The following is a 26,144-nucleotide window of genomic DNA, read 5'->3' as shown; positions in this document are numbered from 1 at the left end:
GGCGTGCCCACCGGGGACGGCAGGGTGGCGGCCGGCTGCTGGGCGGTGACCGGGGGCTGTTCTTCCGGCTCGTCGATGGGATGGATCTCGGTCTTGCCGTCGGCGCCCTCGACCTCGACATGCTCCATGCTCACGGCACTGGCGCTGGAGGCCTGGCGACTGCGCTCCTGCCACCAGAACAGGCCCATGGCGATGATCAGCACCACCAGGATGAAACTGACGAATCTCAGGACATTGCGCGACAACCGCACCGGCTCGTCGAGACGCCCCAGGCTGTGCACGGTGCTGCCCTTGGCATCGGTGCCGGTGTAGCCGTCGAAGGTCCGCACCAGTTCGACCTGATCCAGGCCGAGCAGCTTGCCGTAGGCCTTGGTATAGCCGCGGGCAAAGGTGTGCCCCGGCATCTGCTGATAGTTGCCGGACTCGAGCTGCTCGATGATGCGCTCGCTGAGATTGAGATTCTGGGCGACCTGGGCCTGGCTCCAGCCAAGCGACAGGCGCTTCTGACGCAAGATCTCACCGGGATTGCCCCGTCCGGCGTGTACCGCTTCGGATTGCACTGCGGTCATTTCTGCTCCGACTGAAGTTGACGATATTCAGGTGAGTTCGGGTAGAGGCGCTTCAGCTGCAGGGCATAGCTCGCGGCGGTGTTGCGATCATTGAACACCTCGGCGAGGCGGATCCCGAGCAACAGGCTGCGGGCATCCTGGGGACTGAGCTGGCTGAAGGCCTGGTAATAGCTCCGGGACGGCACGTAGTCGCGCGTCTGGTAGGCCAGTTGAGCCAATTCGAACAGGGCCCTGGGCTGATTGCGATCCAGCCGCAGGGATTTTTCCAGATTTTCCTTGCCCAAGTCGACCTGATTGAGTCGCAGGGCGGTCAGGCCGAGATTCTCGAACACCCGGGCGCGCTCGGGATAGAGACTGTCTTCGGCGGCCTGGGTGAAACGTTCGTAGGCATCCTTGTAGCGCCCCTGCTCATAGAGGAAGCTGCCATAGTTGTTGAGGATGCGGGCATCGCGGGGCCGCTCGCGCAGGGCCAGGCGGTATTCCTGATCGGCCAGGTCGGTCTCGCCCTGGGCCTGGAACACCAGCCCGAGGGCGGCATGGGCGTCGGCGCTGGACGAATCCAGCTCCAGCGCCTTCTTCAGCGGCACCTTGGCCTGTTCGGTGTTGCCCTGCTGGACATAGCCGAGGCCGAGCTGGATGTAGGCATCACGGGCCTGCATCCGCCCCTGGCGGGTATCCATGGGATTGCGGTCGCCCTCGGTCACGCAGCCGGCGAGGCCGCCGACCACCAGGGCGAGCGCGACAGCCGCAAAGCGCGTGATCGCCATGGTCGCGCCCTCAGCCCTGGAGCGGCGTTACGGTTTCGGCACCGTCGAGCTGGCGAACGGCGATATAGCGCTGGCTGCGGCGGGTGCGGTCCATGACCTGGCCCACCAGCTGGCCGCAGGCGGCGTCGATGTCGTCACCGCGGGTGGTGCGCACCGTGACGTTGAAACCGGCCTGCTGCAGCAGCTCCTGGAAACGGCGGGTGGCGTTCTTGCTCGGCCGCTCGTACCCGGAGTGCGGGAAGGGATTGAAGGGAATCAGGTTGATCTTGCAGGGCACGTTGCGCAGCAGCTCGATCATCTGCAGGGCGTGCTCGGGCAGATCGTTGACGTCCTTGAGCAGGGTGTACTCGATGGTCAGGACGCGTTTCTCGCCAAGTTGGCCGATGTATCTCTGGCAGGCGTCGAGCAGCATGGCCAGGGGATACTTGCGGTTGATCGGCACCAGCTCGTTGCGCAGCTCGTCGTTGGGCGCGTGCAGCGACAGCGCCAGGGAGACGTCGATCTGCTTGGCCAGCTCTTCGATCATCGGCACCACGCCCGAGGTGGACAGGGTCACCTTGCGCTTGGAGATGCCGTAGCCGAGGTCGTCCATCATGATGCGCATGGCGGCGACGACGTTCTCGAAGTTCAGCAGGGGCTCGCCCATGCCCATCATCACCACGTTGGTGATGGCACGGTCGATCTTGGCGGGCACGCTGCCAAAGGACTTGTTGGCGATCCACACCTGGCCGATCACCTCGGCGGCGGTGAGGTTGCTGTTGAAGCCCTGCTTGCCGGTGGAGCAGAAGCTGCAGTCCAGCGCGCAACCGGCCTGGGACGACACGCACAGGGTGCCGCGGCCGTTCTGCGGAATGTAGACGGTCTCGACGCAGCTGCCGGAGGCGACACGGATCACCCACTTGCGGGTGCCGTCGCGGGAGATGTCCTCGCTGACGATCTCGGGGCCACGGATCTCCGCGGCGGCCTTGAGCTTTTCCTTGAGCGCCTTGCCCAGGTTGCTCATGGCGTCGAAATCATCGATGCCGAAGTGATGGATCCACTTCATGACCTGGCCGGCGCGAAAGCGCTTCTCCCCGATGGACTCGAAGAACGACTCGAGTTGCGGCTGGGTCAGGCCCAGCAGATTGACCTTATCGGTGGCTGTGGTCATGGGATCACCTCGACGAAATCTGTTTGAAGCCCGCGCAGGGCGCGGGCGATGCCAGGAAGGCGGGCTGGCCGCTTCCCTGGCCAACGCTCATCCTTAGCGGATGCGCTCGCAGACTTCGGTGGCTGCGAAGAAGTAGGAGATCTCGCGAGCGGCGGACGCTTCGGAGTCCGAACCGTGGACGGCGTTCTCGTCGATGGAGACGGCGAAGTCGGCACGGATGGTACCGGCGTCGGCCTTCTTGGGATCGGTGGCGCCCATCAGCTCACGGTTCTTGGCGATGGCGTTGTCGCCTTCCAGCACCTGGACCACGACCGGACCGGAGGTCATGAAGGAGACCAGGTCCTTGAAGAAGGGACGCTCTTTGTGTTCGGCGTAGAAGCCACCGGCTTCGCGCTCGGACAGCTGGACCATCTTGGCAGCGACGACGCGCAGGCCAGCCTTCTCGAAGCGGGTGACGATCTCACCGACGACATTCTTGGATACGGCATCGGGCTTGATGATCGACAGGGTACGTTGAACAGACATGTGAACTCCGAATGTGGGAATAGAGCAAAAACGAAACCCGCGGATTATACGCGGGTCCCGGTGAAAAGCGTAGCGCGGTACGGGCGATGCGTCAGGCGGACTCTTCGATCCAGGCGGCCTGGATGGCCTCCAGCACCTTCTCGCCACCCCGCTGAGGATCGTCGTCGAATTCCGGCAGCTCCACGACCCAGTTGCGCAGCTTGAGGAAATTCACGTAGCGCGGATCCACGTCGGGATGGGCGTCGTTGAGTTCGATGGCGATATCCAGCACATCGGTCCATTTCAGTGCCATGACAGCTGTCCTCAGTGACCTTCGGAAACCTGGTTGATGGTGTAGCGCGGAATCTCCACCACCAGGTCTTCGCTGCCAACTACCGCCTGGCAGGACAGGCGCGAACGCATCTCCAGACCCCAGGCCTTGTCCAGCATGTCGTCCTCGAGTTCATCGGAAGGCTCGAGGGAGTCGAAGCCCTCCTGGATGACCACGTGGCAGGTGGTGCAGGCACAGGACATCTCGCAGGCGTGCTCGATGTCGATGCCGTTGCGCAGGGCCGCGGCGATGATGGTTTCGCCTTCGCTGGCTTCGAAGACCGCGCCCTCGGGGCAGTGCTCGGCGTGGGGCAGCAGGGTGATCTGCGGCATGATGGAACTACTCCTCGATATCGTTGAGACGGCGACCCGCCAGGGCCGCCTTGACCGAGGCGTTCATCCGCCGGGCGGCGAAGGCATCGGTCACGTGAGAAAGACGCTTGGTCTGATCTTCGAGCGCCTGGACGTCGGTGGCGTCCAGCAACTCGGCCAGCCGGCCGATTTCCAGCTCGATCACCTGACGCTCCTCGGCGTCCAGCAGGCGCTCGCCATCGGCGGCCAGCGCGGCGGTGACCGCCTCGATCAGCCGCCGGGCCTCGACCTGCTGCTCGCGTAGCGCGCGGGCCTGCATGTCGTCTCCGGCATGGCGGAAGGAGTCCTGCAGCATGTTGGCGATCTCGCCATCGGTCAGGCCATAGGACGGCTTGACCTGGACGCTGGCTTCCACGCCACTGGACAGCTCGCGGGCGCTGACACCGAGCAGGCCGTCGGCATCGACCTGGAAGGTGACGCGGATCTTGGCCGCCCCGGCGACCATGGGCGGGAAGCCTCGCAGTTCGAAGCGCGCCAGGGAACGGGCGTCCTTGACCAGTTCGCGCTCGCCCTGCAGCACATGCACCAGCATGGCGGTCTGGCCGTCGCGATAGGTGGTGAAGTCCTGACCCCGCGCCACCGGGATGGTGGTGTTGCGCGGAATGATCTTTTCCATCAGGCCGCCCATGGTCTCGAGCCCCAGGGACAGCGGGATGACGTCCAGCAGCAGCAATTCTTCGCCCGCGCGGTTGCCGGCCAGGGAATCGGCCTGCAGGGCGGCGCCGATGGCGACCACGCGATCCGGATCGATATCGGTGAGCGGGGTGCAGTCGAACAGCTCGCCCACGGCTTCACGGACATAGGGCACGCGGGTGGAACCGCCGACCATGACCACGGCGCGGATATCCGCTGGCTCCACGTCCGCATCGCGCAGGGCACGGCGACAGGCCTTGAGGCTGCGCGCGACCAGGGGTGCGATGAGGTCCTGGAAGGTGCTGCGGTCCAGCACGCCCGACCAGTCGCCGTGGCTGACCTCGACGCGCTCGGCGGCCGACAGGGCTTCCTTGGCGGCGCAGGCGCTCTGCAGCAGGCGGCGCTGGGTACCCGGATCCAGATCGCTGGACAGCCCGGCCTGCTGGACGATCCAGCCGGCGATGGCGTGATCGAAGTCGTCACCGCCCAGGGCGCTGTCGCCACCGGTGGCCATGACTTCGAAGACGCCACGGGTCAGGCGCAGGATGGAGATGTCGAAGGTGCCGCCACCCAGGTCGTAGATGGCGACCACGCCCTCCTCGCCCCGGTCCAGGCCATAGGCCACGGCCGCCGCGGTGGGTTCGTTGAGCAGGCGCAGGACATTCAGGCCGGCGAAGCGGGCCGCGTCCTTGGTCGCCTGGCGCTGGGCATCGTCGAAGTAGGCCGGCACGGTGATGACGGCGCCGACCAGCTCGCCACCCAGGGTGGCTTCGGCGCGCTCGCGCAGCACCCGCAGGATGTCGGCGGAGACCTCTACCGGACTCTTGCGCCCGGCAGCGGTATCGATGAAGGGCATTTCCGATTCACCGGCGACGAAGCGATAGGGCAACTGCTCGCCCAGCTGCTTGACGTCGGCGAAGCCACGCCCCATGAGGCGCTTGACGGAAAGAATGGTATTGAAGGGGTCCTGGGCGGCAGCGGCCTTGGCGCCAGCCCCCACCTCCACGCCAGCGGCGGCGTAGCGCACGGCGGACGGCAGGATCACCTCGCCCTGCAGATCGGGCAGGGTCTCGGCCACGCCACTGCGGACGGCGGCCACGAGGGAATTGGTGGTGCCCAGATCGATGCCCACCGCCAGCTTGCGCTGGTGCGGCTTGGGCGCCATTCCGGGTTCGGCTATCTGCAATAGAGCCATTGGCTAGTCGGCTTATGGTTGTCGGTGCCGGAGCGACACCTGTGATTAATCGTCCAGACGCTCTTCGAGCTGGCGGATCTCGCTGGCCAGCTTGTCGAGAAACTGCATGCGACGGACCAAGCGCTCGGCAGACTCGCGCTGGGCGGGATCCTGCCAGATCGCGGCGAAGGCCTGCTCGATGTCACGCTGCGCATCCTTGAGGCGCTGGCGGAAGGCGGGAATGCCCGCGCTGTCGCCGGCGTCCTGCAGGTCTTCCAACTCCTCGCGCCACTGCAATTGCTGCATGAGGAAGTCGGTGTCCTGGATGGTCGCCTCGAGCGGCATCTCGTGCCCTTCGAGCTCCAGCAGATAGCGCGCGCGGCGCGACGGAGCGCGCAACACGTGATAGGCCTCGTTGAGCTCGGCCGACCGCTCCAGCGCCTGGCGCCGTTCGCGCTCCGGCGCATCGGCGAAGCGATCCGGATGGACCGTGCGGGCCAGATCGCGATAGCGCGAGGCCAGACCCGCCTGATCGATCTCGAAGGCGGGCCTGATCTCGAACAGGGCGAAGTGACAGGGCTTACCCATGGCGGGCCTCAGATGTTGAAGCTTTCGCCGCAGCCACACTCGCCACGCACGTTGGGATTGTTGAACTTGAAGCCCTCGTTGAGGCCTTCACGCACGAAATCCAGCTCGGTGCCGTCCAGGTAGACCAGGCTCTTGGGGTCGATGATGACCTTGACGCCATGGCTTTCGAACACCTGGTCCTCGGCCGCGAATTCATCGACGAACTCGAGTACGTAGGCCAGTCCCGAGCAGCCCGTGGTACGAACGCCCAGGCGGATGCCCTCACCCTTGCCGCGTCCGTCGAGGGAACGCTGCACGTGGCGGGCGGCGGACTCGGTCATGCTGATCGCCATGGTTCCTCCTCAGAGCAGGCCTTTCTTCTGCTTGTAGTCGCTGACCGCCGCCTTGATGGCGTCTTCGGCGAGTACCGAGCAGTGGATCTTCACCGGCGGCAGGGCCAGTTCTTCGGCGATCATGCTGTTCTTGATCGACGCCGCTTCCTCGATGCTCTTGCCCTTCATCCACTCGGTGGCCAGGGAGCTGGAGGCGATGGCGGAGCCGCAGCCGTAGGTCTTGAACTTGGCATCTTCGATGATGCCCTGCTCGTTGACCTTGATCTGCAGGCGCATCACGTCGCCGCACGCGGGAGCGCCGACCATGCCGGTGCCGACATCCGGATCAGCCGCGTCGAACTTGCCGACGTTGCGCGGATTTTCGTAGTGGTCGATGACCTTTTCACTGTATGCCATGGTTCAATCCTCACTCATCAGGGGGTGGGTCAGTGGGCTTGCCACTCGACCTGACTCAGGTCTACGCCTTCTTTGAACATGTCCCACAGCGGAGACAATTCACGCAACTTGTTGACGGCTTCGGTGACCTTGCTCGCGGCATAGTCGACGTCTTCTTCGGTGGTGAAGCGACCGAAGGTGAAGCGGATGGAGCTGTGCGCCAGCTCGTCGTTGCGGCCCAGGGCGCGCAGGACGTAGGACGGCTCCAGGGAGGCCGAGGTACAGGCCGAACCGGACGAGACCGCCAGGTCCTTGAGCGCCATGATCAGCGACTCGCCTTCGACGTAGTTGAAGCTCAGGTTCAGGTTGTGCGGCACACGGTGGATCAGGCTGCCGTTCAGGTAGACCTCTTCCAGGCCTTCGAACTGCCGGTAGAAGCGCTCGCTCAGGGCCTTGATGCGGGCATTTTCCTGGACCATCTCTTCCTTGGCGATGCGGAAGGCTTCGCCCATGCCGACGATCTGGTGGGTCGCCAGGGTACCCGAACGCATGCCACGCTCATGACCGCCACCATGGGTCTGGGCCTCGATACGCACGCGCGGCTTGCGGCGGACGTAGAGAGCGCCGATGCCCTTGGGACCGTAGGTCTTGTGCGCCGAGAAGGACATCATGTCGACCTTGAGCTTTTCCAGATCGATCTCGACCTTGCCGGTGGACTGGGCGGCATCGACGTGGAAGAGCACGCCACGGGAACGGGTCAGCTCGCCGATGGCGGCGATGTCGTTGACGGTACCGATCTCGTTGTTGACGTGCATGATGGACACCAGGGTGGTGTCGTCACGCAGGGCCGCCTCGACCATCTCGGGGGTGATCAGGCCGTCTTCGCCCGGCTCGAGGTAGGTGACCTCGAAGCCTTCGCGCTCGAGCTGGCGGGTGGTGTCCAGCACCGCCTTGTGCTCGATCTTGGAGGTGATCAGGTGCTTGCCCTTGTTCTGGTAGAAGTGCGCGGCGCCCTTGATGGCCAGGTTGTCGGACTCGGTGGCACCGGAGGTCCAGACGATCTCGCGCGGGTCGGCGTTGACCAGTTCGGCCACCTGGCGACGGGCGTTTTCCACGGCTTCCTCGGCCTTCCAGCCGAACAGGTGGGAGCGCGATGCAGGGTTGCCAAAGTTGCCGTCCACCAGCAGGCACTCGCTCATCTTCTGAGCGACGCGCGGATCGACGGGCGTGGTGGCGGAATAGTCTAGGTAGATCGGCAATTTCATCGGTTACTCCTAATCAGACGGGCGTCTCTGCTCAGTCGATGGTGGACGCTTCGATTTTTTCGACCGCTAAAGGCGATTGCTTGCTGGAACAGACCTTGGTGTCCTGACGCTTGGCAACCTGCTGGATCTCGTTGCGGGCGACCAGGTCGGCCAGGGTGATGCCACTGAGGAAGGTGTGGATCTGATCGCTCAGGTCGCACCAGAGGTGGTGGGTCAGGCAGGTATCACCCTGGTGACACCCCCCGCTGCCCTGGCAGCGGGTGGCATCCACGGATTCGTTGACGGCATCGATCACCTGGGCGACATGGATACCGCCCATGTCGCGCGCCAGCTGATAGCCGCCGCCGGGACCGCGTACGCTGTTGACCAGCGAGCCGCGGCGCAGCCGGGCAAACAGCTGCTCCAGATAGGACAGCGAAATACCCTGCCGCTCGGAAATGTCGGCCAGCGACACCGGGCCCCGCTGGGCATGCAGCGCCAGGTCGAGCATGGCGGTTACGGCATAGCGGCCTTTGGTGGTCAGTCTCATGACGAACTCGAGCGGGTTGCATCGGATGACCCCGATTATCGGATTCCCGACAAAAAAGGTCAACTTTAAAACCGACCAAATCACTCAGGCATTATCTATCGGGGGGATAGTCCGCGGATGAGATTCGCCCCGGGCGGCCTTCTGGGTTTCGGTGAGAATGCCGCGCAGGATGTTCATCTCCAGCTTGCTGATGCCGGCCCGGCCATAGAGGCGGCGGAGGCGACTCATCAGGTGACGCGGCTTGGCCGGATCGAGGAAGCCGATCTCCACCAGGGTCTGCTCCAGGTGCTCGTAATAGAGCTCCAGCTCCTCCACCGTCACCGGCTGGGTGTTGAGCATGGCGGTGGCCTCGACCTTGTTCATCTTGGTCGGCTGGTTCTGCGCCGCGAGCCAGGCCATGCGCACCTCGTACACCAGCACCTGGACCGCTGCGGCGAGGTTGAGCGAGCCGAAGGCCGGGTCCGAGGGGATGTGCACATGGTAGTGGCAGCGCTGCAGCTCCTCGTTGGTGAGGCCGGCGTATTCGCGACCGAACACCAGGGCTACCTCGCCACCCTGCTCCACCTGGGCCAGGGAGGTGGTGGCGCATTCGCGCGGATCCAGCAGCGGCCAGGGGATGCGGCGATCGCGGGCGCTGGTGCCCAGCACCAGACTGCAGCCGGCCAGGGCCTCTTCCAGGGTGTCGACGACGATGGCGGCGTCGAGCACGTCGTTGGCCCCGGAGGCGCGGGCATTGGCCTCGCCGCTGGGAAAGTCCTCGGGATCGACCAGATAGAGGCGCGACAGGCCCATGTTCTTCATTGCCCGGGCGGCACCGCCGATGTTGCCGGGATGGCTGGTATTGACCAGAACGACGCGGATGTTGTTCAGCACGTGGCTATCCTCGAGCGGACGCGGGAAATCGGCGCCGTATACTACGCCCACACGCGCCCGCTTGCCACGAATACCCCTTCCAGTGCCGCGAAGTCTGCTATCATTGCCGGCTTTCCTTATACAACCCAGGTGATTTATCCATGCAGCCCATGCTGAACATCGCACTGCGCGCGGCCCGCAGCGCCGGTGAACTGATTTTCCGTTCGATTGAGCGCCTGGACGTGATCGCCGTCGACGAAAAAGGCGCCAACGACTTCGTCTCCGAAGTCGACCGGGCCGCCGAGCAGACCATCCTCGCCACCCTGCGCAAGGCCTACCCCACCCATGGTTTCTACGGTGAGGAATCCGGCTACCTGGCGGGCGAAGGCGAAGGCGCCGACTACGTCTGGATCGTCGACCCGCTGGACGGCACCACCAACTTCCTCCGTGGCGTCCCGCACTTCTCGGTGAGCATCGCCTGCAAGTACAAGGGCCGCCTGGAGCACGCCGTGGTCCTGGATCCGGTGCGTCAGGAAGAATTCACCGCCAGCCGTGGCCGCGGTGCCGCCCTGAACGGTCGCCGCATCCGCGTCACCAACCGGCGCAGCCTGGAAGGTGCCCTGCTGGGTACCGGCTTCCCCTTCCGTGCCAATGACGTCGATCACCTGGACAACTACCTGGGCATGTTCCGCAGCCTGATCGGTCAGACCGCCGGCATCCGCCGCGCCGGCTCCGCCGCCCTGGACCTGGCCTATGTCGCCGCCGGTCGTTTCGACGCCTTCTGGGAAATGGGTCTGTCGGAGTGGGACATGGCCGCAGGCGCCCTGCTGGTGCAGGAAGCCGGTGGCCTGATCGGTGACTTCAACGGCGGCCACGACTTCCTCGAGAAGGGCCACATCGTCGCCGGCAACCCCAAGTGCTTCCGCGGCCTGCTGACCCAGATCCAGCCGCACCTGCCGGCCTCGCTCAAGCGCTGAGTCCGCCTGGCTTACGAAAAAGCCCCTGCCGGCCATGCCGACAGGGGCTTTTTCTTGCGTGCCGCAAAGAGACTTCGCAGCAGGCCGGCGGGGATCACTTGACCACTTTCAGACTCGGCCGCGCCGGTGCCGGCTTGGGCGCCTCGGGCTTGCTGCCGCCAGTGTCCGGACCCTGGTCATCCGGCGGGCTGGGCTCGCTGTCGAAGACCATGCCCTGGCCGTTCTCCCGGGCGTAGATGGCCAGGATGGCGCCGATCGGGACGTAGAGGTTGTAGGCCACGCCGCCGAAGCGGCCATTGAAGCTCACCGCCTCGTTGTCCATGTGCAGGTCGCGCACGGCACTGGGCGAGGCGTTCAGCACGATCTGGCCGTCGTTGGCATAGCCCGGCGGCACGCGCACCTCGGCGTAGTCGGCATTGACCAGCAGATGGGGCGTGCAGTCGTTGTCCACGATCCACTCGTAGAGCGCGCGGACCAGGTAGGGGCGACTGGAATTCATGGGGTTCTCCTCTAGCGCATCTCACGCTCGGTGACCGAAAGACTGGATCGGAAACTGTCGCGCGCGAACATGCGATCCATGTAGTCCTGCAGCGGCTTGGCGGCCCGGGGCAATTCGACGCCCAGGCGCGGCAGGCGCCACAGGAGGGGGAGCAGGCAACAGTCCACCAGGGAAAAGTCGTCGCTCAGGAAAAAGGGTTTTTCCGCGAAGATCGGCGCCACGCCGGTCAGGCTCTCCCGCAATTCCTTGCGTGCAGTGGCGAGGTCGGCGCCCGGCGCGGCCTGCAGGATGGCGTCCACCAGGCTGCACCAGTCACGGCCGATGCGGTGCATCAGCAGTCGCGACTGGCCACGGGTGACCGGATAGGCGGGGAGCAGCGGCGGATGCGGATAGCGTTCCTCGAGGTACTCCATGAGTACCTCGGTGCCATAGAGCACCAAGTCGCGATCCATCAGCGTCGGCACGGTGCCATAGGGATTGTGCTCGGCCAGCTGCCGTGGACACTCGCCCCGGCGTACGGCGATCAGCTCGCACTCGACGTTCTTTTCCGCCAGGATCAGACGGATCCGGTGGCTGTAGTGATCCTCGGGATCATGGAAACAGGTCAGGCGGGTTATGGCGCCCATGGGTCCCTCCCCCGTTGGGGGCGAAGCTGCAAAGAAGGGATTATCTCGCACCTTGCCGCCCGCCACCTAGTCTCATCGCTCACTGTCGGGCAATCGCCGCCAGAATTCGCGCTTGAGCCAGAAGGCCAGGACGGCGAACAGCAGCAGATAGCCCAGCACCCAGGGCGCGAGGCGCCAGGCCAGGCTGCGCTCGGGCGCGGCGGAATAAGCGAGGTAGGCGACCAGATCGTCGACGGTGCGCGCGAACTGCTCGGGCGTCTGGGCGCCGCTGCCGGGTTCCAGGCGCAGCACGCAACGTCCCGCGCTGCAGTCGCGCACCTGGCGGCCGCGCAGGGCGGCCAGGACGTCGGGCATGCGCGTGCCGGGTGCCCTGAGGTTGTCGACCCCGAGCGGCCGCCCGGGCGCCACATAGAATTCCTGCAGAAAGGCGCGCAGCCAGGCCTCGCCGCGCACCGCGGCGATCAGGGTGAGATCCGGCGGCACGCTGCCAAAGGCACGCCGGGCGTCCTCGGGCTTGAGCAGCCCGAGCATGGGCGCGCTGGGGGTGCGCCCGGGCGCCCAGCTGGCGAGGTCGAGGTGAAGATCGGCGGCGACCCGGTCGAAGCGCTGGTACTCCTGGCCATGGCAGGCCAGGCAATAGCGGCCGAAGCTGATGGCACCGGCCCGGGGATCGCCTTCGGTGCCCATGGCCAGACCACTGCACAGCAGCAGGACCAGCAGCAGAACGCGACTCATGACCGGGACTCCGCTGGCGTACGCGGACGACCCAGACTGCTGTACCAGGGCATGCCCAGCAGGCCGATGAAATAGACACCCGCCGCCAGACGCGCCAGCAGCAGGCGCCCATCGGTCAGGGCGACCACGCCCAGCACGCCCAGGGCGACAAAGGCCAGGCAGGCCAGGTACAGCCCCAGTCGCGCCGGCCAGGCCTTGCGGCGGACCGAGCGGACCGGACTGCGATCCAGCCAGGGCAAGACGAACAGCAGGGCGATGGCCAGAGCCGCCAGGCCGAGACCGCCGGCCTTGCTCGGCACCGCGCGCAGCAGCGCATAGAAGGGGGCCAGGTACCAGGGCGGCGCGATGTGCGCGGGGGTCACCAGCGGATCGGCCGGCTGCTGGTTGGCCGGCTCCAGCACCAGACCGCCCAGGTCCGGCGCCAGCAGCACCACGGCGAGAAACACCAGCAGGAAGACCGCCAGGCCGCAGAGGTCCTTGAGCGTCAGATAGGGATGGAAAGGCACCCCGGCGGCACCGCTGACATCGCGCTCGTCACCCTCGGGATTGTTCGAGCCGGTCTGGCGCAGGGCGACGACGTGCAGGCTCACCAGCGCAAGGATCAGCAGTGGCAGCCCGACCACGTGCAGGGCCTGGAAGCGGCGCAGGCTGGCATCGGACAGCACTATCCCGCCGCGCAGCAGGTCGGCCAGGGTCGGGCCGATCAGGGGTACGGCCTCGACGGCACTGAGGGACACCTGGGCGCCCCAGTAGGAAAGTTGTCCCCAGGGCAGCAGATAGCCGAAGAAAGCCTGGGCCAGCAGCAGCAGATAGAGCAGCACGCCGAAGCTCCAGACCAGCTCCCGTGGCGCGCGATAGGAGCCATAGACCAGGCCGCGCAGCATGTGCAGATAGAGGCAGACGAACAGCGCCGAGGCGCCCACCGCGTGCAGATAGCGGATCAGCCAGCCGAAGGGCACCTCGCGCATGAACAGCTGGACCGAGGCGAAGGCACCCTTCACGGTGGGCTCATAGCCGAACAGCAGCCAGAGTCCGGTCAGCACCTGCAGCGCCAGGATGAAGAGCAGCAGCGAGCCGAACAGATAGAAGACGTTGAGATTGCGCGGCACCCGGTAGTCGCCGAGGTGCCGGCGCCAGAAGGCGCCGATCGGCAGCCGTCGCTCCAGCCAGCCGGGCTCCCTGTCCCTCATGCCACGCCCTCCCCGTCGCTGCCGATCACCAGCAGGCTCTCGCCTTTGAAGTGATAGGGAGGCACGGCCAGATTCAGGGGTGCCGGCTGGTCGCGATAGACGCGCCCGGCCAGATCGAAATGGGAGCCATGGCAGGGACAGAGATAGCCCTTGTTCGTCGCGGCCGCCGTGTCCAGGGACGGAATGCAGCCGAGGTGGGTGCAGATGGCGGTGACCACGAAGATGTCCGGTCGCCGCGATCTCAGCCGTGGATCGACGTAGGGCGGCTGGCTGGATTCCTTGGAGTTTGGATCGGCGAGTCCGGCCTGGTCGGCCAACAGCCGGGCCTGGTCGGCCGCGCTGCGGCGCAGCACGCAGACCGGCTGGCCGCGCCACTGCACCGTGAGTTGCTCGCCTTCGCGCAGGGTTTTGAGATCCACCTCGACCGGCGCCGCCGCCACCTCCGCCGAACGACTGGGCCGCAGGGCGCAGACGAAGGGCACGCTACCCGCCACCAGCCCCAGGCCGCCGACGGCGGAGGTGGTGGCGATCAACAGGCGGCGGCGTTGGGCATCGGGGGCGTCGTCGGTCACGTCAGGCTTCCCGGCTCCATCTCCAGCGTCACGCCGAAGCGCTCGCGCACCGAGGCGCGGATGCGCTCGGCCAGGGCCAGGACGTCGCGACTGCGGGCGCCGCCGAAGTTGACCAGCACCAGCGCCTGGGCGGCATGCACCCCCACGGCGCCATCGCGATGACCGCGCCAGCCGGCCTGGTCGATCAGCCAGCCGGCGGCCAGCTTGACGCTGCCATCGGCCTGCGGATAGGTCGGCAGACCTGGATAGCGGCCCTGCAGCGCGGCGGCTTCGGCAGCGGTCACCACCGGATTCTTGAAGAAGCTGCCGGCATTGCCCAGCACCGCCGGGTCGGGCAGTTTGCTCTGGCGGATGCTGCAGATGGCCGCGCTGACGGCCTCGGGGGTCGGCTGCGTGACGCCCGCCTCGGTCAGGGCCTGGCGCACCGGACCGTAGTCCAGCACTAGCTGCGGGCGCCGACTGAGATGGAAGCGCACCCGCAGCACGATCCAGCGTCCGGCCTCGGCCTTGAAGCGACTCTCGCGGTAGGCGAAGGCGCAATCGGCCGGGCTGAGGTCATGGAGTTCGCCGCTGTGGCGATCGAGCGCCGTGACGCCCGCACATCTGTCCTTCAATTCGACGCCATAGGCGCCGATGTTCTGGATCGGCGAGGCGCCCACGGTGCCCGGGATCAGGCTGAGATTTTCCAGGCCGTACCAGCCGTTGGCCAGGGTGGCCATGACGAAGGGGTGCCAGGGCTCGCCGGCTTCGGCTTCCACCAGCAGGGCATCGCCCTCCTCCGCCAGCAGACGGATGCCGCGCGAGGTCAGCCGCAGCACCAGGCCCTCGACCCGTTCGGGCAGGACCAGGTTGCTGCCACCGCCCAGCACCCGCAGGGGCACGCCCAGCTGTCGGGCCAGCGCCAGGGCTGCGCGGACCTCGACGTCACTGGCGGCTTCCAGATAGCGGTCGGCTTCTGCCACCAGGCCAAAGGTATTGAGGCCCTGCAGCGGGACCTGCTGTTGCAGCTCAGCGACCATGACGGGCAGCCACCTCGGCGACCAGGCCATCGCAGGCGCTTTCCAGCAGGTCGAGGACCCGCTCGAAGCCGGCTGCGCCGCCGTAATAGGGATCGGGCACCTCGTCCACCGCCAGGCCCTGGCGCGCCAGGAAGAGTTCGGGCACGGCGCCCTCGTCCGGACGCAACTGTTCCAGCCAGGCGAGGTTGTCCTGGTCCATGGCCAGGATCAGGTCGAAGCGCTGGAAATCGTCCTCAGCGACCTGGCGCGCGCGCAGGTCGGCGATGTCATAGCCGCGACCGGCCGCGGCCTGGATGGCCCGGGAATCCGGTGCCTTGCCGACATGCCAGTCGCCGGTGCCGGCCGAGTCCAGCTCCACAGCCTCGGCAAGGCCGGCGGCGTCCAGCTTGGCCCTGAGGATGCCTTCGGCGGTGGGCGAGCGGCAGATGTTGCCCATGCAGACGAACAGGATGCGCAGGGTCATCTAGGCTCCCAGCAGGCGACGGACGCGTTCGAGATCTTCCAGGGTATCCACGCCGGCCTGGGGCGCTTCCAGGGCATCGGCGACATGGATGCGCACGCCGTGCCAGAGAGCGCGCAATTGCTCCAGGGCTTCGGTCTCTTCTAGGGCGCAGGGGCCCCAGCTGACGAAATCGGCAAGGAAGCCGGCGCGGTAGGCGTAGATGCCGATGTGGCGACGATAGGGAAAGCCCTGGGGCAGCTGCGCGCGATCGCTGGCGAAGGCGTTGCGCGCCCAGGGCAGCGGTGCCCGGCTGAAGGTCAGTGCCAGGCCGTTCACGTCGGTGCTCACCTTGACCACATTGGGATTGAACAGGCTATCGACGTCACTGATCGGCTCAGCCAGGGTGGCTACCCCGGCTTCGGGATGGGCGGCGAGGTTGGCCGCCACCTGGTCGATCACCGCCGGCGGAATCAGCGGCTCGTCGCCCTGGACGTTGACCACCAGGGCGTCGCTGGCCAGGCCGAGCAGCTCGGCCACCTCGGCCAGGCGATCGGTGCCCGAGGCATGGTCGGCGCGGGTCAGCAGGACCCGGGCGCCAAAGCCTTCGCAGGCACGCTGGATGTCGTCGTGGTCGGTCGCCACCACCACCTGCTCGGCGCCGCTGCGGCGGGCCTGCTCCCAGACGTGCTGGATCATCGGCTTGCCGGCGATGTCGAGCAGCGGCTTGTTGGGCAGCCGGGTGCTGGCCAGTCGTGCCGGAATGACGACGGTGAAGGCGGCGCTCATTTATCCAGACGCTCGTCCGTGGTGATGATGCGCGCCTCGCTTTCCAGCATCACCGGGATGCCGTCGCGAATCGGGAAGGCCAGGCCGGCGGCCTTGCTGATGAGCTCGGTCTTGTCGTCGCTCAAGATCAGCGGGCTCTTGGTCAGGGGGCAGGCGAGGATGTCCAGCAGCTTGAGATCCATGGGCAGAGGCTCCGTCAGTGAGAGTGTTCGGGCAGGAGTCGGTCGAGACGCCCGCCCAGCCAGGCGACGAAGGCGGCCGAGGGCTGGGCGTCCACCGCCAGGTACCACCAGTCGGCGGCGGCGAAGGACCGGCACTTGACCGCGTCCTTCTCGGTCATCACCAGCGGCAGCGCGGGGGTGAAAGTCAGGTCCGCGGCGCTGTAGGTGGCGTGATCGGCGAAGGCATGGGGCAACGGCTGCCAGTGTAGTCCTTCGAGGGTGGCGAAGAAACGCCCGGGGTTGCCGATGCCGGCCAGGGCGTGCAGGCGCTGCCCCGGCGGAAAGAAATCCAGCGGTCGCGTCTCGCCGCTGCGCAGATTGACCAGGGCACTGGGCTGCAGGGTCAAGCCGAAGCCGTCGGCCGGATCGACCGCGGCGCCGTTGTGGATCACGGCGTCCACCTCGGCCAGGCGCTCCAGGGGTTCGCGCAGGGGGCCGGCCGGCAGGCAGCGACCGTTGCCGAAGCCGCGCGCCGCATCGACCATCACCAGCTCCAGGTCGCGGGCCAGGCGATAGTGCTGCAGGCCGTCGTCGCTGAGGATGACGTCGAGCGATTCTTCGGCGAGCAGGCGTTCGACGGCGCGACCGCGGTCGGGATCCGTCACCAGCGCCACCCCGGTGCGCTGCACGATCAGCAGCGGCTCGTCGCCGGCGACGGCGGCGGTGTCGCTGGCCCGCACCCGCCAGGGCAGACTCGGCGGCGTGGCGCCATAGCCGCGGCTGACCACCCCGACCTTGAGCCCACGGGCGCGCAGGTGGCCGATCAGCCAGAGGATCATGGGCGTCTTGCCGGTACCGCCCACGGTGAGATTGCCCACCACGATGACCGGTACCGGCGCGCGATGGATGCTGCCCTGCCCCGCCAGGAAACGCTGGCGCTTGCGCCGGGCGACCCGGCGATAGAGGGCTTCGAGCGGCGCCAGCAGGCCCAGGGCCGGATGCCCCTGGTACCAGGCGCGGACCAGGCGCTCGCCCAGGCTCACGGCCGTTTCGCCTGGGCCTCGAGGGTGGTGATGCGCAACTGGCTGAAACCCAGCTTGCCGGCGGCGTCCATGGCCATGACCACCGCCTGGTGGGTGGCGCGGCCATCGGCGGTGATCACCAGCGGCAGGCTGTTGTCGCCGCCGGATTCCCGCTGCAGCGCGGTGGTCAGGCCGGTCAGGTCATTGCGCGCCAGGGTCTGGCCGTTGAGCGCCATCTGGCCTTCGGCGGTGATGCTGATTTCCAGGAGCTTGCCCTGATTGGCGGCCGCGGCGGCGCTATCGGCCTCGGGCAATTCGATCTTCAGCTGGCTGGGCTTGCTGAAGGTGGCGGTCACCACGAAGAACAGCAGCAGGACGAAGATGACGTCGATGAAGGACGCCAGGTTGATATAGACCTCTTCGCGAGCGGCGCCCCCGGCGCGGCGACGGAATTTCACGCCGGAACTCCTTCGCGGACGTCCACCTCGCGATCGCCGTGAAGGATGTCCACCAGCTTGACCGCTTCCTGCTCCATGCCCACCACCAGCTCATCGACCCGGCGCAGCAGGTAGCGATGGAAGAACACCGCGGGAATCGCCACCAGCAGGCCGGTGGCGGTGGTGACCAGGGCCTTGGAGATGCCACCGGCGAGGATGGGCGCATTGGCCATGCCGTCGTTCATGAAGGCGCTGAAGATGTCGATCATGCCGAACACCGTACCCAGCAGCCCCATCAGGGGCGCCAGGGCGGCGATGCTGCCGAGGGTGTTGAGGTAGCGCTCGAGGTCGTGCACCACGCGGCTGCCGGCTTCCTCGATGGCTTCCTTCATGATGTCGCGGCCATGGCGGGAATTGGCCAGGCCCGCGGCGAGGATGTCGCCCAAGGGCGATCCGGCGCGCAATTCGCGCAGCCGCTCGGCATTGAGCTGCTTGTCCTGGATCCAGCGCCAGACCTGGGCGAGCAGCGTCGGCGGTGCGACCCGGCTGCGCCTGAGGGTCCACAGCCGCTCGGCGATGATGGCCGTGGCCAGGATGGAACTGAGAATGATCGGCAGCATCATCCAGCCGCCCGCTTTGACCATTTCGAACACGAGACCGTTACCCCTGCCGCAAAATGCGGCCACTCTAGCACGAACGCCGGAGAGCCTGTTCAAGGGCTCGCGAGCTAGAGACAAACAAGGCGACAAGACCTGAGGAAGCGGAGTTTACGAATGGTAAATGAGCATTCCGAAGGTCTTTTCAACGCGGTTTGGCCGACGCGCAGCAGCCTTTGAATAGGCTATCAGGGTGTCGGTGGGCCTATCCGCCACCAATGCCGCACCTGGCGTTGCCCGCTTGGTACCTCCCAGCGACCCAGGGTCCAGCTCAGGGCGCCCCGCTCGGCGGTGTCGTAGGGCAGCACGCCGCGCTCGCGATAGCGCGCCAGTACCTGGGGATGGGGATGGCCATAGCGATTGTTCAGCCCCCGAGAGATGAGCACGCCACGTGGCTGGACGGCGTCGATGAAGGCGGCGCTGGAGCCGCTGCGACTGCCGTGGTGCGGCGCGACCAGCCATTCCGCCGCCACGGGCACACCGCTGGCCAGCAGTTCGGCTTCACGGCGGGCGTCGATGTCGCCGGTCAGCAACAGGCGCTCGCCCCTGGCCTCGACGCTGAGCACGCAGGAGGACGCGTTGGAATCCGCAGCGGGATGCCACCAGGTGATGAATGCGACCTCGTTCCAGCGCCACTCGGCCCCATCCGTGCAGTCCCGGGCGTGCAGTTCCGGCGTGAGGCGTCCCGCCTCGCCACTGAGCACCTGTCCTGGCGGCAGTTCCCTGGCCAGGGCCGGCGCACCACCGGCGTGGTCGGCATCGGCATGACTGAGCAGCATGACGTCCAGGCTGCCGATGCCGAAGGCCTTCAGGTTGGGCAGGACGACCCGGGCGCCGCTGTCGTAGCTGCCCTGGCGCGGACCGGCATCATAGAGCAGTGCATGGTCACGGGTGCGCACCAGCACTGCCAGGCCCTGCCCCACGTCCAGCACGGTGATCCGTGCCAGGCCCTCCGCGGGTAGCGGTGGCGGGGGAAACAGCCCCGGCAGCATCAGCAGCGCGCCGAAGACTCGCAGCGGCACCCCCGCGGGCAGCAGGGCCAGCAGCGCGCCCAGCCCCGCCAGCCATAGCGCCCAAGTCGGTGCCAATACCGGTTGCCAGGCCGCCCCCAGGTGCGCCAAGCCGCCCAGCAGCCAAAGCAGTCCCTGCAGCAGGCCACCCGCCAGCAGCAAGGCCGGAGTTCCCAGCGGCGACCAGAGCAGGGACAGCAGCGTCCCCGCCAGGGCCAGGGGCACGATGGCCAGGTCCATCAGCGGCACGGCCAGGGCATTGGCCAGCGGGCCGCTCGGACTCAGGGGCAGGCCCAGCGCCAGCAGCAGCGGCGCCAGGCCCACGGCCATGCACCACTGGGCGCGTCCGAGGGTGAGCCACCAGGGCAAGCGGCCCAGGCGGCCAGCAAAGCTCCACAGCAGCAACAGCACGGCGCCAAAGGACAGCCAGAAGCCGGGCAGCAGACTGACCAGCGGATTGGCGGCCAGCACCAGCACCAGGGCCAGCAGCACGGCATCCGCCAGCCGCACCTGCTGGCGCCCGAGTTGCCAGACCAGGCCCAGGGTGACCATGACGCAGGCCCGCTGCACCGGCACCTCGAAGCCGGCCAGCAGTCCGTAGCCCAGCGCGGTGGCGATGGTCAGCACCGCCGCGGACAGGCGCCAGGGCAGCCGGCGCGGCCAGCAGCCATGCCGCGCCAGGAGGACCACTCCGGCGTAGACGCCCAGGGCGATCAGGCCGATGTGCTGCCCGGAGATGACCATCAGGTGCACGGTGCCGGTGTCCTGGAACAGCTGCCACTGGGCATCGGTGATGCCCGAGCCGTCGCCCACCACCAGGGCGGCGAGCAGCCCACCCTGCCCGGCCGGATCGCGCCTCTGCAGGTATTGCCGGATGCCGTCGCGCCAGGTCGCCAGGCCACTGGCGGCGGCCAGGCGCTGGCCATCCTTGACGCTGCCGGTGGCGCCTATGCCCTGGGCCAGCAGCCAGGCTTCGCGGTCCTGGCCGAGGGGGTTGACCAGGCCCGCCGGGCCGCGCAACTCCGCGGCCAGGCGCCAGCGTTCGCCGGCCAGCGGGCGCGGCCCGCCGTGCCAGCTCAGGCGGATCCGCGCCGGCAGCTCAAGCGCGCGGCGACTGGTCGCCCCGGCGAGCACGAAACTCACCGAATCGGCGTCCACCGTGGGCAGCCCGCTGATCTGGCCGTCGATCCACAGCACCCGCTGTTCCAGCGCCGGATCCAGGCGATCGTCCAGCGCCCAGTGGCCATTGAGCAGCGCCCAGGCCAGACCCAGCCCGAGGGCACCGAGCGCCAGGAGGCGGGTGAACAGCAGCACCAGGGCCACGGCCGCGAGGGCCGCCAGCAGCGGTAGCGACGGCAGCGTGGCGAAGGCGCGCAGGAGCAGCACGCCCAGGGCAAAGGACAGCAGAGCGGCGCGCATCAGGACTCCATCCATGGAGAGCCGAAAGGGCTTCAGAAGCGCGGATTAGAGCAGTTTGGACACCACAGGACCAGGGGCATGGCGCCACCTGGCCCGGCAGGAATCAGTCGTAGCGCAGGGCTTCGGCCGGTGAGGTGCGCGAGGCGCGCCAGGCGGGATAGAGGGTCGCCAGGAAACTCATGCTCAGGGCGGCCACGGCGATCAGCACCACGTCTTCCAGCTCCAGCCGCGACGGCAGGTTGCTGATGAAGTACATGTCGCCGCCAAACAGCTTGTGGCCGACCAGGCGCTCCAGGGCGGCGATCCAGCTGCTGACGTTGAGCGCCGCGATGACGCCCAGCACGCCGCCGATCAGGGTACCGACCAGGCCGATCACCGTGCCCTGCACCATGAACACCGCCATGATCTGCCCGGGCGTGGCGCCCAGGGTGCGCAGGATGGCGATGTCGGCCTTCTTGTCGGCCACCACCATGATCAGGGTGGCGATGATGTTGAAGGCGGCCACGGCGACGATCAGCAAGAGCAGCAGGCCGATCATGGTCTTTTCCATCTGCATGGCCTGGAACAGGCTGCCCTGGGAGATCGTCCAGTCGCGCGCCTGGTAGCCGTCGCCGAGGGCCTTGGCCACGTCACGGGAAATGCGCGGCGCCTGGAACAGATCGTCCAGCGCCAGGCGGATGCTTTCCACCTGGCCCGGCTGCCAGCCCTTGAGCGGCGCGGCATCGGCGACGTTGATCAGCGCCAGGGAGGCATCCAGTTCGGCGCCGACCTTGAAGGTGCCGACCACGGTGAAGCGCCGCAGCCGCGGGGTGATGCTGCCGGTGGCGCCGACCTCGGGGATGATCACCGTGACCTGGCTGCCCAGCTCCAGCTGGAAGCGCCGCGCGGCGATCTCGCCCAGCACGATGCCGAATTCGCCAGGCTTGAGGGCGTCGAGACTGCCCTGGGTCATGCGGTCGCCGACGATGGACACGCGTTTTTCCTGGGCGGGATCGATGCCGTCCACCAGCAGCGGCTGCATGCGCCCCCGTACCGAGAGCATGCCCTGCAACTGGGTATAGGGCACCGCCGCCAGCACATGGGGCTGCTGCTCGGCCTTGGCCGCCAGCGGGCGCCAGTCGTCCAGCGGCTGGGCCGCGCTGATGAAGGCATGGGGCACCATGCCGAGGATGCGGCCACGCATTTCCTCCTGGAAGCCGTTCATCACCGACAGCACCAGGATCATGGCCAGCACGCCCAGCGCCAGGCCGAACATGGAGACCAGCGAGAAGAAGGAGATGAACGACTTGCGCCGCTTGGCGCGGGTGTATCTCAGGCCGATGAACAGCGAAAGCGGTCTGAACATGGCGACCTCAGACCTGCCGGGCCGGCGTGGCGTCGACCAGATGGCCTTCGTCCAGGCGCAGCATCCGGTCCATCTGGCCGGCCAGCACCTGGTCGTGGGTCACCACCAGGAAGGCGGTGCGCAGCGAGGTGGACAGCTCCAGCATCAGATCCTGGATGCCGTGGGCGGTGTGCTGGTCGAGGTTGCCGGTGGGTTCGTCGAGCAGCACCAGCTTGGGCTGGTTGACCAGCGCCCGGGCGATGGCCACGCGCTGGCGCTCGCCACCGGACAGCTCGGCCGGCTTGTGGCCCAGGCGATGGCCGAGACCGACCCGCTCCAGCAGCTTGGCGGCGCGCTCGCGGGCCTCGCCGATGGAGGCCTTGCCGATCAACAGAGGCATGCAGACGTTTTCCAGGGCGCTGAATTCGGGCAGCAGGTGGTGGAACTGGTAGACGAAGCCCATGGCGCGATTGCGCAGGAGGCCGCGGGCCTTCTCGTTGAGCGCCGACAGCTCCTCGCCGTCGAGCCAGACACTGCCGCTGCTGGGGGTATCCAGGCCGCCGAGCAGGTTCAACAGGGTGGTCTTGCCCGACCCCGAACTGCCGACGATGGACACCCGCTCGCCCGGTTGCAGGGTCAGCTGGACGTTGCTCAGCACCTCGACGGTCTGGGGGCCTTCCTCGTAGCGCTTGCCCAGGTCCTGGCAACGCAAAACGGCTCGATCATTCATAACGCAGGGCCTCGGCGGGTTGGGTACGGGCGGCGCTCCAGGAGGGATAGAGCGTGGCCAGGAAGCTCAGGGCAAAGGACGCGCCGCAGACCAGCAGGACGTCGTGCAGCTGCAGCTGCGCCGGCAGGTAGTCGATGAAATACACCTCGGCGTTGAGGAACTGGTGGCCGGTGACCCGCTGCACCCAGGCCAGGGCGGCGCTGACGTTGAGTGCGGCGAGCACGCCCAGCAGGCAGCCGATGGCGGTGCCGATGACGCCGATGAAGGTCCCCTGGACCATGAATACCGCCATGATCTGCCGGGGCGTGGCGCCCAGGGTGCGCAGGATGGCGATGTCGGATTTCTTGTCGGTCACCACCATCACCAGGGTGGAGACGATGTTGAAGGCGGCCACGGCGACGATCAGCAGCAGGAGCAGGCCGATCATGGTCTTTTCCATGCCGATAGCCTGGTAGAGATTGCCGTGGGTGCGGGTCCAGTCGCGGGCGTACCAGTCGTTGCCCGGCAGCTGGCGAGCGATGTTCCAGGACACGTCGGGCGCCTGGAACAGGTCGTGCAACTTGAGGCGCACGCCCTGCACCGCGTTCGCCGGCCAGCGCTGCAGCCGCGCGGCGTCCTCGATGTCGATCAGGCCCACCGAGCCGTCCAGCTCGCCGGCGCCGACGCTGAAGATGCCCACCACGGTGAATCTCTTCATGCGCGGAAACATGCCGGCCGGGGTCACGGCCACTTCCGGGGCGATATAGGTGAGCTTGTCGCCGACCTTGACGCCCAGTTTCTCGGCGGCCAGGGAGCCGATGATGATGCCGAATTCGCCCGGCTTGAGGTCGTCGAGCCGGCCCTCGCGCATGAAGCTGGGGATGATCGAGACCTTGGGCTCCTCGGCCGGATCGATGGCGTTGAGCAATACCGTCTGCACCGCCTTGTCGTGGGCCAGCATGCCCTGCAACTGGGTGAAGGGCGCCACCGCGGCCACCTGGCTGTTCTGCAGCGCCAATTCGCGCACGCTGCGCCAGTCGTTGACCGGCTGGTAGGACTCCACCGTCGCATGGGGAATCATGCCGAGGACGCGATCGCGCATCTCGCGGTCGAAGCCGTTCATGACCGACAGCACCACGATCATCACGACCACGCCGAGGGCCAGGCCGATCATGGAGGTGAGCGAGATGAAGGAGACGAAATGGTTGCGGCGCTTGGCGCGGACGTAACGCAGGCCAAGGTAGATCGGCAGGGGTCTGAACATAGGCTCGCTTGCACGGCGGAAAGACGTAGGCGCCCTGCGGGTTGGACGGCGACACCGTGCCGGCTCGCCGGCTACACTCGGGGCCATCACCCACGGAGCGGCCCGACATGACCACCCCAGACGCGCGTGAACGGCGGGAATACTATCGCATCACCGACCGTATCGCACTGCAAATCAGCCCTGCCGACGGGGTCCCCGGCGAGACCGCGCCGCTGTTCGCACTCCTGAGCGAACTGCATCAGCTGGAATTCGAATCCCGTCATCTGCTGCGCAATCTGGACGAGCGCGACCGCGCCGTCACCGCCTGCCTGCGCCTGGTGCACAAGCGCCTGGACCTGCTCGGCCAGGCCTTTACCTGGAATCTCCTGCACGACAGCGGCGCCACCCGCGACGTGGTGCTGTCCGAAGGCGGCCTGGCCTTCGTCGATGCCGAGCCCTATGCCCTGGGCACCCGCCTAGACCTGCGCATGGCACTGCCGCCCCAGGGCCTGGGCCTGCAGGTGCTGGCCGAGGTGACCGGCTGCCAGGCCGTCAAGGGCGGGTACGAGATCGGCACCAGTTTCATCGACCTGGAAGACGCCCAGCGCCAGCTGCTGGCGCGCCACGTCTTGCGTCAGCAGGCCCGGGTGCGCCGCGCCGACCGAGGAGACGAGGCGTGAAACGCCCCTGGCTGGCGCTCCTGCTGCTCGGCGCCGCCCTGCCCGGCTTGGCCGAGACCCTGCAGATCCCGCTGGGCCAGCAGGGCGATGGCAGTACCCCGCTACCCCTGCGCGGCGACAGCCGCAGCCAGGTCCTGGAACGCTTCGGCCTGCCCGATCAGGAGCACCCGCCGGTCGGTCGGCCGCCCATCCGCCGCTGGGACTACAGAGATTTCAGCGTCTATTTCGAAAACGACCGGGTGCTGGACGCGGTACGCGAACCGCGGCGCCCGGTCCCCTCACCCTAGCGCCAAGGAGCCCTCATGACCCTTATTTACGGACACCGCGGCGCCCGCGGCGAAGCCCCGGAAAACACCCTGGCTGGTTTCGAGCTGTGCCTGGAACTGGGCGTCACGCGCTGCGAGCTGGACCTGCACCTCTCCCGGGACGGCGAGCTGGTGGTGATCCACGACCCGACCCTGAAACGCACCACCGGGCGTGGCGGCAAGGTCAGCGAAAAGGCGGTCGCCGATCTGGTCGCCCTGGATGCCCGCCAGGGCGGACCGGTGTGGCCGCGCCCCTGCCCCATCCCGACCCTGCGCGAGCTGTTCGAGAAGTGTTCCTTCGAACACTGGCAGCTGGAGGTGAAGAGCGCCTCGCGAGTGCGGGCGGCGCAGACCGTGAGAGCCATCGCCCAGCTGGTCGAGGAATTCGGCCTGCAGGACAAGGTGACTGTGACCAGCTCCTCGCGCGAAGTCCTGCGCGCCCTGCAGCGCGACACCCCACAGCTGGCGCGTGGACTGGTGGCGGAATACGCCTGGCTGGATCCGCTCAAGGTGGCCGCTCACTACGACTGCCACCTGCTGGCGCTGAACTGGACGCTGTGCACCCCGGAACGGCTGCTCAAGGCTCAGCGTCAGGGCCTGCACGTCTCGGTCTGGACGGTGAACGACGCCAGCCTGATGCGCCGCCTGGCCGACTTCGGCGCGGACAGCCTGATCACCGATTTTCCGAGTCTGGCGCGACGGACGCTGGGGTAGGCTCCTGCCTGCCCGAGCAGTCGCGGCCATGGGGTCCGTCGCTGCGGCCGCCTCTGCGGGGCTCTGATGCTTCACTGATCGCGGCCATGGGCCGCTCCTACAGGCTCGATGTAACCGTAGGAGCGGCCCATGGCCGCGATAAAGACCGCGCTCCTACCTCTAGGCAAACACCCGTAGG

The 26,144-nt window shown here is 67.3% G+C and carries 33 protein-coding genes; 4 read left to right on the top strand and 29 right to left on the bottom strand.

The genetic code is table 11. The features are described from left to right. The 13 genes from DBY63_RS23000 to trmJ form a co-directional block, all read right to left on the bottom strand. The coding region (locus DBY63_RS23000; protein WP_146750272.1) for a helix-turn-helix domain-containing protein at positions 1-569 on the bottom strand (569 nt) is incomplete at its 3' end. Continuing rightward, positions 566-1,336, bottom strand: coding sequence for a type IV pilus biogenesis/stability protein PilW (gene pilW / locus DBY63_RS22995; RefSeq protein ID WP_007162427.1), 771 nt, complete (start codon positions 1,334-1,336; stop codon positions 566-568). The genes pilW and DBY63_RS23000, both read right to left, overlap by 4 nt. 10 nt (positions 1,337-1,346) lie before the next feature. Further along, the gene (gene rlmN / locus DBY63_RS22990; protein WP_108582912.1) at positions 1,347-2,486 is read right to left on the bottom strand and encodes a 23S rRNA (adenine(2503)-C(2))-methyltransferase RlmN; all 1,140 of its coding nucleotides are present in this window, start codon (positions 2,484-2,486) and stop codon (positions 1,347-1,349) included. Between the two features lie 93 nt (positions 2,487-2,579). Beyond that, positions 2,580-3,011: a nucleoside-diphosphate kinase gene (gene ndk / locus DBY63_RS22985; protein WP_007162425.1), complete on the bottom strand. Its 432-nt coding sequence runs from the start codon at positions 3,009-3,011 to the stop codon at positions 2,580-2,582. 91 nt (positions 3,012-3,102) lie between these two features. Then, positions 3,103-3,303: a Fe-S cluster assembly protein IscX gene (gene iscX / locus DBY63_RS22980; protein WP_007162424.1), complete on the bottom strand. Its 201-nt coding sequence runs from the start codon at positions 3,301-3,303 to the stop codon at positions 3,103-3,105. Positions 3,304-3,314: 11 nt separating this feature from the next. After that, positions 3,315-3,653, bottom strand: coding sequence for an ISC system 2Fe-2S type ferredoxin (fdx, locus tag DBY63_RS22975; RefSeq protein ID WP_007162423.1), 339 nt, complete (start codon positions 3,651-3,653; stop codon positions 3,315-3,317). A 7-nt stretch (positions 3,654-3,660) separates the two neighbouring features. Next, a complete protein-coding gene (gene hscA, locus DBY63_RS22970; protein WP_108582911.1) occupies positions 3,661-5,520 on the bottom strand; it encodes a Fe-S protein assembly chaperone HscA in 1,860 nt (619 codons plus the stop codon). Between the two features lie 45 nt (positions 5,521-5,565). Further along, entirely contained in the window at positions 5,566-6,087 is a 522-nt protein-coding gene (gene hscB / locus DBY63_RS22965; RefSeq protein WP_027598344.1) for a co-chaperone HscB, read from the bottom strand. A gap of 8 nt (positions 6,088-6,095) precedes the next feature. Further along, positions 6,096-6,419, bottom strand: coding sequence for an iron-sulfur cluster assembly protein IscA (iscA, locus tag DBY63_RS22960; RefSeq protein WP_007162420.1), 324 nt, complete (start codon positions 6,417-6,419; stop codon positions 6,096-6,098). Positions 6,420-6,428: 9 nt separating this feature from the next. Beyond that, positions 6,429-6,815, bottom strand: coding sequence for a Fe-S cluster assembly scaffold IscU (gene iscU / locus DBY63_RS22955; RefSeq protein ID WP_007162419.1), 387 nt, complete (start codon positions 6,813-6,815; stop codon positions 6,429-6,431). Positions 6,816-6,844: 29 nt separating this feature from the next. After that, positions 6,845-8,059: an IscS subfamily cysteine desulfurase gene (locus tag DBY63_RS22950; protein ID WP_042138185.1), complete on the bottom strand. Its 1,215-nt coding sequence runs from the start codon at positions 8,057-8,059 to the stop codon at positions 6,845-6,847. A gap of 31 nt (positions 8,060-8,090) precedes the next feature. Next, positions 8,091-8,588 carry a Fe-S cluster assembly transcriptional regulator IscR gene (gene iscR, locus DBY63_RS22945; protein ID WP_108582910.1) on the bottom strand — a complete coding sequence of 166 codons (498 nt, stop codon included), beginning with the start codon at positions 8,586-8,588 and terminating at the stop codon, positions 8,091-8,093. Positions 8,589-8,672: 84 nt separating this feature from the next. Further along, positions 8,673-9,461: a tRNA (cytosine(32)/uridine(32)-2'-O)-methyltransferase TrmJ gene (trmJ, locus tag DBY63_RS22940; protein ID WP_042138184.1), complete on the bottom strand. Its 789-nt coding sequence runs from the start codon at positions 9,459-9,461 to the stop codon at positions 8,673-8,675. A 140-nt stretch (positions 9,462-9,601) separates the two neighbouring features. Here trmJ and suhB point away from each other — a divergent pair, with 140 nt between their 5' ends. Further along, positions 9,602-10,417: an inositol-phosphate phosphatase gene (gene suhB / locus DBY63_RS22935; protein ID WP_027598347.1), complete on the top strand. Its 816-nt coding sequence runs from the start codon at positions 9,602-9,604 to the stop codon at positions 10,415-10,417. Positions 10,418-10,511: 94 nt separating this feature from the next. On the opposite strand, the gene DBY63_RS22930 is transcribed toward suhB, so the two are convergent. From DBY63_RS22930 to DBY63_RS22855, 16 genes are all read right to left on the bottom strand, one after another. Further along, a complete protein-coding gene (locus DBY63_RS22930) occupies positions 10,512-10,916 on the bottom strand; it encodes a ClpXP protease specificity-enhancing factor (protein ID WP_007162414.1) in 405 nt (134 codons plus the stop codon). Between the two features lie 11 nt (positions 10,917-10,927). Next, entirely contained in the window at positions 10,928-11,542 is a 615-nt protein-coding gene (locus tag DBY63_RS22925; RefSeq protein WP_027598348.1) for a glutathione S-transferase N-terminal domain-containing protein, read from the bottom strand. A gap of 72 nt (positions 11,543-11,614) precedes the next feature. Next, on the bottom strand, positions 11,615-12,277 hold the full coding sequence (locus tag DBY63_RS22920; protein WP_108582909.1) for a cytochrome c1: 663 nt from the start codon (positions 12,275-12,277) through the stop codon (positions 11,615-11,617). After that, positions 12,274-13,467: a cytochrome bc complex cytochrome b subunit gene (locus DBY63_RS22915; protein WP_108582908.1), complete on the bottom strand. Its 1,194-nt coding sequence runs from the start codon at positions 13,465-13,467 to the stop codon at positions 12,274-12,276. The genes DBY63_RS22920 and DBY63_RS22915 overlap by 4 nt, the downstream gene beginning before the upstream one ends. Then, entirely contained in the window at positions 13,464-14,039 is a 576-nt protein-coding gene (gene petA, locus DBY63_RS22910; protein ID WP_108582907.1) for a ubiquinol-cytochrome c reductase iron-sulfur subunit, read from the bottom strand. The genes DBY63_RS22915 and petA overlap by 4 nt, the downstream gene beginning before the upstream one ends. Beyond that, complete coding sequence (gene murB, locus DBY63_RS22905) at positions 14,036-15,058, bottom strand: UDP-N-acetylmuramate dehydrogenase (RefSeq protein WP_077172280.1); 1,023 nt, start codon at positions 15,056-15,058, stop codon at positions 14,036-14,038. Before murB ends, petA begins: the two co-directional genes overlap by 4 nt. Continuing rightward, positions 15,048-15,515 (bottom strand): low molecular weight protein-tyrosine-phosphatase, encoded by a 468-nt coding sequence (locus DBY63_RS22900; RefSeq protein WP_177411492.1) that lies wholly within the window; start codon positions 15,513-15,515, stop codon positions 15,048-15,050. The genes murB and DBY63_RS22900 overlap by 11 nt, the downstream gene beginning before the upstream one ends. Before the next feature lie 6 nt (positions 15,516-15,521). After that, entirely contained in the window at positions 15,522-16,286 is a 765-nt protein-coding gene (gene kdsB / locus DBY63_RS22895; RefSeq protein ID WP_074584753.1) for a 3-deoxy-manno-octulosonate cytidylyltransferase, read from the bottom strand. Continuing rightward, positions 16,283-16,468, bottom strand: coding sequence for a Trm112 family protein (locus DBY63_RS22890; protein WP_007162406.1), 186 nt, complete (start codon positions 16,466-16,468; stop codon positions 16,283-16,285). Before DBY63_RS22890 ends, kdsB begins: the two co-directional genes overlap by 4 nt. 14 nt (positions 16,469-16,482) lie before the next feature. Continuing rightward, on the bottom strand, positions 16,483-17,490 hold the full coding sequence (lpxK, locus tag DBY63_RS22885; RefSeq protein ID WP_108582905.1) for a tetraacyldisaccharide 4'-kinase: 1,008 nt from the start codon (positions 17,488-17,490) through the stop codon (positions 16,483-16,485). Further along, positions 17,487-17,927, bottom strand: coding sequence for a biopolymer transporter ExbD (locus tag DBY63_RS22880; protein WP_108582904.1), 441 nt, complete (start codon positions 17,925-17,927; stop codon positions 17,487-17,489). The genes lpxK and DBY63_RS22880 overlap by 4 nt, the downstream gene beginning before the upstream one ends. Continuing rightward, positions 17,924-18,559, bottom strand: coding sequence for a MotA/TolQ/ExbB proton channel family protein (locus DBY63_RS22875; RefSeq protein WP_027598356.1), 636 nt, complete (start codon positions 18,557-18,559; stop codon positions 17,924-17,926). Before DBY63_RS22875 ends, DBY63_RS22880 begins: the two co-directional genes overlap by 4 nt. A 191-nt stretch (positions 18,560-18,750) precedes the next feature. Beyond that, complete coding sequence (locus tag DBY63_RS22870) at positions 18,751-20,991, bottom strand: DNA internalization-related competence protein ComEC/Rec2 (protein ID WP_108582903.1); 2,241 nt, start codon at positions 20,989-20,991, stop codon at positions 18,751-18,753. A 103-nt stretch (positions 20,992-21,094) separates the two neighbouring features. Next, positions 21,095-22,336 carry a lipoprotein-releasing ABC transporter permease subunit gene (locus DBY63_RS22865; RefSeq protein WP_044342598.1) on the bottom strand — a complete coding sequence of 414 codons (1,242 nt, stop codon included), beginning with the start codon at positions 22,334-22,336 and terminating at the stop codon, positions 21,095-21,097. Positions 22,337-22,343: 7 nt separating this feature from the next. Beyond that, the gene (gene lolD, locus DBY63_RS22860; protein ID WP_026083696.1) at positions 22,344-23,045 is read right to left on the bottom strand and encodes a lipoprotein-releasing ABC transporter ATP-binding protein LolD; all 702 of its coding nucleotides are present in this window, start codon (positions 23,043-23,045) and stop codon (positions 22,344-22,346) included. Beyond that, positions 23,038-24,288: a lipoprotein-releasing ABC transporter permease subunit gene (locus DBY63_RS22855; RefSeq protein WP_027598359.1), complete on the bottom strand. Its 1,251-nt coding sequence runs from the start codon at positions 24,286-24,288 to the stop codon at positions 23,038-23,040. Before DBY63_RS22855 ends, lolD begins: the two co-directional genes overlap by 8 nt. Before the next feature lie 107 nt (positions 24,289-24,395). On the opposite strand from DBY63_RS22855, the gene DBY63_RS22850 reads away from it, so the two are divergent. The 3 genes from DBY63_RS22850 to DBY63_RS22840 are packed head-to-tail and all read left to right on the top strand — an operon-like array spanning position 24,396 to position 25,966. Next, positions 24,396-24,947: a PilZ domain-containing protein gene (locus DBY63_RS22850; protein WP_027598360.1), complete on the top strand. Its 552-nt coding sequence runs from the start codon at positions 24,396-24,398 to the stop codon at positions 24,945-24,947. After that, positions 24,944-25,234 carry a phosphodiesterase gene (locus DBY63_RS22845; protein ID WP_108582902.1) on the top strand — a complete coding sequence of 97 codons (291 nt, stop codon included), beginning with the start codon at positions 24,944-24,946 and terminating at the stop codon, positions 25,232-25,234. The genes DBY63_RS22850 and DBY63_RS22845 overlap by 4 nt, the downstream gene beginning before the upstream one ends. Before the next feature lie 15 nt (positions 25,235-25,249). Continuing rightward, positions 25,250-25,966, top strand: a complete 717-nt coding sequence (locus DBY63_RS22840; RefSeq protein ID WP_027601465.1) for a glycerophosphodiester phosphodiesterase — start codon at positions 25,250-25,252, stop codon at positions 25,964-25,966. Positions 25,967-26,144 lie beyond the last annotated feature (178 nt).

It is taken from the genome of Pseudomonas sp. RIT411 (assembly GCF_003057735.2).
GTDB lineage: Bacteria > Pseudomonadota > Gammaproteobacteria > Pseudomonadales > Pseudomonadaceae > Chryseomonas > Chryseomonas oryzihabitans.
The sequence above is the reverse complement of the archived record's forward strand: the minus strand, read 5'-3'. Positions and strand labels throughout refer to the sequence as shown.

Coding starts and splice junctions, on each gene's coding strand:
- pilW (WP_007162427.1), bottom strand. CDS start 1,336: ATGGCGATCACGCGCTTTGCGGCTGTCGCGCTCGCCCTGGTGGTCGGC.
- rlmN (WP_108582912.1), bottom strand. CDS start 2,486: ATGACCACAGCCACCGATAAGGTCAATCTGCTGGGCCTGACCCAGCCG.
- ndk (WP_007162425.1), bottom strand. CDS start 3,011: ATGTCTGTTCAACGTACCCTGTCGATCATCAAGCCCGATGCCGTATCC.
- iscX (WP_007162424.1), bottom strand. CDS start 3,303: ATGGCACTGAAATGGACCGATGTGCTGGATATCGCCATCGAACTCAAC.
- fdx (WP_007162423.1), bottom strand. CDS start 3,653: ATGCCGCAGATCACCCTGCTGCCCCACGCCGAGCACTGCCCCGAGGGC.
- hscA (WP_108582911.1), bottom strand. CDS start 5,520: ATGGCTCTATTGCAGATAGCCGAACCCGGAATGGCGCCCAAGCCGCAC.
- hscB (WP_027598344.1), bottom strand. CDS start 6,087: ATGGGTAAGCCCTGTCACTTCGCCCTGTTCGAGATCAGGCCCGCCTTC.
- iscA (WP_007162420.1), bottom strand. CDS start 6,419: ATGGCGATCAGCATGACCGAGTCCGCCGCCCGCCACGTGCAGCGTTCC.
- iscU (WP_007162419.1), bottom strand. CDS start 6,815: ATGGCATACAGTGAAAAGGTCATCGACCACTACGAAAATCCGCGCAAC.
- DBY63_RS22950 (WP_042138185.1), bottom strand. CDS start 8,059: ATGAAATTGCCGATCTACCTAGACTATTCCGCCACCACGCCCGTCGAT.
- iscR (WP_108582910.1), bottom strand. CDS start 8,588: ATGAGACTGACCACCAAAGGCCGCTATGCCGTAACCGCCATGCTCGAC.
- suhB (WP_027598347.1), top strand. CDS start 9,602: ATGCAGCCCATGCTGAACATCGCACTGCGCGCGGCCCGCAGCGCCGGT.
- DBY63_RS22930 (WP_007162414.1), bottom strand. CDS start 10,916: ATGAATTCCAGTCGCCCCTACCTGGTCCGCGCGCTCTACGAGTGGATC.
- DBY63_RS22925 (WP_027598348.1), bottom strand. CDS start 11,542: ATGGGCGCCATAACCCGCCTGACCTGTTTCCATGATCCCGAGGATCAC.
- DBY63_RS22920 (WP_108582909.1), bottom strand. CDS start 12,277: ATGAGTCGCGTTCTGCTGCTGGTCCTGCTGCTGTGCAGTGGTCTGGCC.
- DBY63_RS22915 (WP_108582908.1), bottom strand. CDS start 13,467: ATGAGGGACAGGGAGCCCGGCTGGCTGGAGCGACGGCTGCCGATCGGC.
- murB (WP_077172280.1), bottom strand. CDS start 15,058: ATGGTCGCTGAGCTGCAACAGCAGGTCCCGCTGCAGGGCCTCAATACC.
- kdsB (WP_074584753.1), bottom strand. CDS start 16,286: ATGAGCGCCGCCTTCACCGTCGTCATTCCGGCACGACTGGCCAGCACC.
- DBY63_RS22890 (WP_007162406.1), bottom strand. CDS start 16,468: ATGGATCTCAAGCTGCTGGACATCCTCGCCTGCCCCCTGACCAAGAGC.
- DBY63_RS22870 (WP_108582903.1), bottom strand. CDS start 20,991: ATGCGCGCCGCTCTGCTGTCCTTTGCCCTGGGCGTGCTGCTCCTGCGC.
- DBY63_RS22865 (WP_044342598.1), bottom strand. CDS start 22,336: ATGTTCAGACCGCTTTCGCTGTTCATCGGCCTGAGATACACCCGCGCC.
- lolD (WP_026083696.1), bottom strand. CDS start 23,045: ATGAATGATCGAGCCGTTTTGCGTTGCCAGGACCTGGGCAAGCGCTAC.
- DBY63_RS22855 (WP_027598359.1), bottom strand. CDS start 24,288: ATGTTCAGACCCCTGCCGATCTACCTTGGCCTGCGTTACGTCCGCGCC.
- DBY63_RS22850 (WP_027598360.1), top strand. CDS start 24,396: ATGACCACCCCAGACGCGCGTGAACGGCGGGAATACTATCGCATCACC.
- DBY63_RS22840 (WP_027601465.1), top strand. CDS start 25,250: ATGACCCTTATTTACGGACACCGCGGCGCCCGCGGCGAAGCCCCGGAA.